The sequence below is a fragment of the Mesorhizobium sp. M7A.F.Ca.CA.001.10.2.1 genome (genome assembly GCF_003998575.1).
Classification (GTDB): Bacteria; Pseudomonadota; Alphaproteobacteria; order Rhizobiales; family Rhizobiaceae; genus Mesorhizobium.
Map to the genome: position 1 here is coordinate 1 of NZ_RZQY01000683.1, position 3,193 is coordinate 3,193.

The 3,193-nt window shown below is 63.7% G+C and carries 3 protein-coding genes; all 3 read left to right on the forward strand.

Features of this window, described 5'->3' with window-relative positions:
- Nucleotides 1–247: DoxX family protein (locus tag EN964_RS29920; protein WP_164776086.1), on the forward strand; the 247-nt coding region annotated here is incomplete at its 5' end.
- A gap of 114 nt (nt 248–361) precedes the next feature.
- Nucleotides 362–1,423, forward strand: coding sequence for a glycosyltransferase family 4 protein (locus EN964_RS29925; protein ID WP_127277099.1), 1,062 nt, complete (start codon nt 362–364; stop codon nt 1,421–1,423).
- Between the two features lie 50 nt (nt 1,424–1,473).
- Nucleotides 1,474–3,193: glycogen debranching N-terminal domain-containing protein (locus EN964_RS29930; protein WP_127277101.1), on the forward strand; the 1,720-nt coding region annotated here is incomplete at its 3' end.

Below are 3,193 nucleotides of genomic sequence, written 5' to 3' on the forward strand. Positions count from 1 at the left end.
GCCGCAGGCAAGATTGGCGCTGTGGCTCGGCATCGTGCTTCAGATCGCCGCCGGCGTGCTGGTCATCGCAGGATTGTGGACGGCACTCGCGGCCGCGGTGCTGCTGGTGTTCCTGATCGTTGCCACGCCGATGTTCCACAATTTTTGGGACCATCAGGGCCCGGATCGTGCGTCCCGCATCAATGGCTTCGTCGGCAATGTCGCCCTGAGCGGTGGCTTTCTGACCCTGATCGCGCAATCCGTTTGACGCACAGTTGCATGCCGACTGCGGCCTCTGGTGCCGACGGCTCGATCATAAAATCGGAACCAATCGAGGCGTTGACGCATTTCACACCTGCATGCCCAGCATCCAGGATGGAATATGAAAATCGCCCATGTCGCGCCGCTTTATGAATCGGTGCCGCCAAGGCTCTATGGCGGCACCGAGCGCATCGTCTCGTATCTAACCGAAGCGCTGGTCGATCTGGGCCATGAGGTGACGCTGTTCGCCAGTGGCGACAGCCAGACTTCCGCGACGCTGGTAGCCAGCCGGGAACGCGCGCTGCGCCTCGATCCGCGTCCGCTCAAATCCGAGATCGCTGCGCATCTTTCGATGCTTGCTCAGGTGAGGGACCGGGCGTCGGAGTTCGATGTCATCCACTTCCACCTCAGCCATTTCCTGCACTTTTCCTTCTTCGAGGATCTCGCCGACCGCACGGTGACGACGCCGCATGGCAGGCTGGATTATGTGGACCTGGCGCCGGCCTATGAACGGTTTCCGCGTTTTCCCCTGATTTCCATTTCGCACAGCCAGAAGGCGGGCCTTGCCAAGGCCAATTGGCTGGCGACGATCCATCACGGGCTGCCGACCACTCTCTACGAACCGACTTTCGAGACGACGGCGGAAGAACCCTACCTTGCCTTCCTCGGCCGGTTCTCACGCGACAAGCGCCCGGACCGCGCCATCGAGATCGCCTTGCGGTCGGGGCTCAAGCTGAAGCTTGCGGCAAAGATCGGCGACGACGACCGCGCCTATTTCCACGAGGTGGTCGAACCGTTGATCGACGGCGATCGCATCGTCTATGTCGGCGAGATCGAGGAGGACCAGAAGGCGGAATTTCTCGGCAAGGCGGCCGGCCTGCTGTTCCCGATCGACTGGCCGGAGCCGTTCGCGCTCGCCGCCATCGAGGCCATGGCCTGCGGTACGCCGGTGATCGCCTGGAATTGCGGTGCGCTGCCCGAGATCATCGATCAAGGCGTGACCGGTTTCATCGCTGACACGCTGGATGGAGCGGTCGCCGCGGTGCCTGCTTTGCTGCAGCTCGACAGGCGCAAGGTGAGGGCCGTTTTTGAAAAGCGTTTTTCCGCTCGAAGAATGGCCGGCGACTATCTGGCCGCCTATGCGGGCCTGATCGGCGTCCCGAGCGCGGCGAAGGCGTCTTGAGCAGCGACGTGCTCGAGCCACGGCAACGAAACAACAGGGATCTTTGACGAATGGCCCAACTCGATGAGCGCCAGCTCGATCCTGCGGTTGCGCTTGCATCGCTCGACGCCACCGCACCTCGCGAGCCGCATCGGCTGTTTGCGCTCAAACAGGGCGATTGCTTCGCGGTTGCCGACGCCTATGGCGACATACGTGGAGCCGGCGACGGTTTCTTTCGCGACGACACACGGGTTCTTTCCGAGTTCCGGCTGACCGTCGGCGGCAGGCAGACATCGCTGCTCGGCGCCTCGCTCAGCCAGGACAATGTGCTGTTCACCACCAATTTGACCAATCTGCCGATACAGAGCGCCGGCGGACGCGACATCCCGCAGGGAGCCATCCACATCGAACGCGTCAGGCTGCTCTGGCAGGACAGGCTGTTCGAACGCATCACGCTTTCCAATTACAGCCGGGAACATTCGACGATCAACGTTTCCCTGCACTATTCCGCCGATTTCCGCGACATGTTCGAAGTGCGTGGCTCGACACGGCTGAAGCGCGGGCTGGCCCATGCCGCCGAAACAGACGCGACGTCGGTCCTGCTGCGCTATGACGGGCTCGATGGCCTGGCCCGCCTCTCTGCGATATCGTTCTCGCAGGCGCCGGACCAACTGACAGCCAACCGTGCCGATTTCCTGATCGCCGTGACCAAGCGCAGCAGGAAGGTGCTCTATGTCGAGGTCGGTCCCGAGGTGGCCGACAAGCCCGACCGCGACCGGTTCCGCGCCGCTGCCGCACGCGCCCGCTTTGGCATGCGGGCCAAACGTCGCCATGGCGCGACGGTGCGCAGCTCGGGCCGTGTCTTCAACGATTGGGTCGAGCGCGCCCGCGCCGATGTCGCGCTGCTGACCACCGAACTGGCGACCGGCCCCTATCCCTATGCCGGCATCCCCTGGTTCTCGACGGCGTTCGGTCGTGACGGCGTCATCTCGGCGCTGCAGATGCTGTGGCTCAATCCCGGGCTGGCGCGGGGCGTGTTGGCCTTTCTGGCCCAGCATCAGGCGACCGAGACATCGCCGTTCAGCGATTCGCAGCCGGGCAAGATCATGCACGAGACCCGCAAAGGCGAAATGGTGGCGCTGCGGGAGCTTCCCTTCGGCCGCTACTACGGTGGCGTCGATACGACACCGCTCTACATCTATCTTGCTTGCGCCTACGCCGATCGTACCGGTGACATGGCATTCATCGACGGCCTGTGGCCTTCGCTGTGCGCGGCGGCCGAATGGACGGAGGAGGCGGGCCGGGAGACCGGATTCGTGACTTACCAGCGAGCGGCCGAGTCCGGCCTCGCAAACCAGGGATGGAAGGACAGTTTCGATTCGGTCTTCCATGCCGATGGCCGCATTCCCAAGGGCCCGATAGCCCTGGTCGAAGTGCAGGGCTATGTCTTTGCCGCCTTCCGCGGGCTGGCCAAGCTTGCCCGCCGCCGTGGCGAGGACGACAAAGCCGATCACTGGGAGGACCGCGCCGAGGCGATGCGGGTGGCGGTGGAACGCGATTTCTGGCTTGACGATCTCGGCTTCTATGCCCTTGCGATCGACGGTGCCGGCGAGCCCTGCAAGGTGCGGACCTCGAATGCCGGGCATCTGCTCTTTGTCGGATTGCCTGAGCCGGCGCGGGCCCAGATGGTCGCCGACCAGCTGCTTTCCGCCTCCTTCCATTCCGGCTGGGGGCTGAGGACGCTTGCCGACGATGCGGTGTTCTTTAACCCGATGTCGTACCACAATGGCT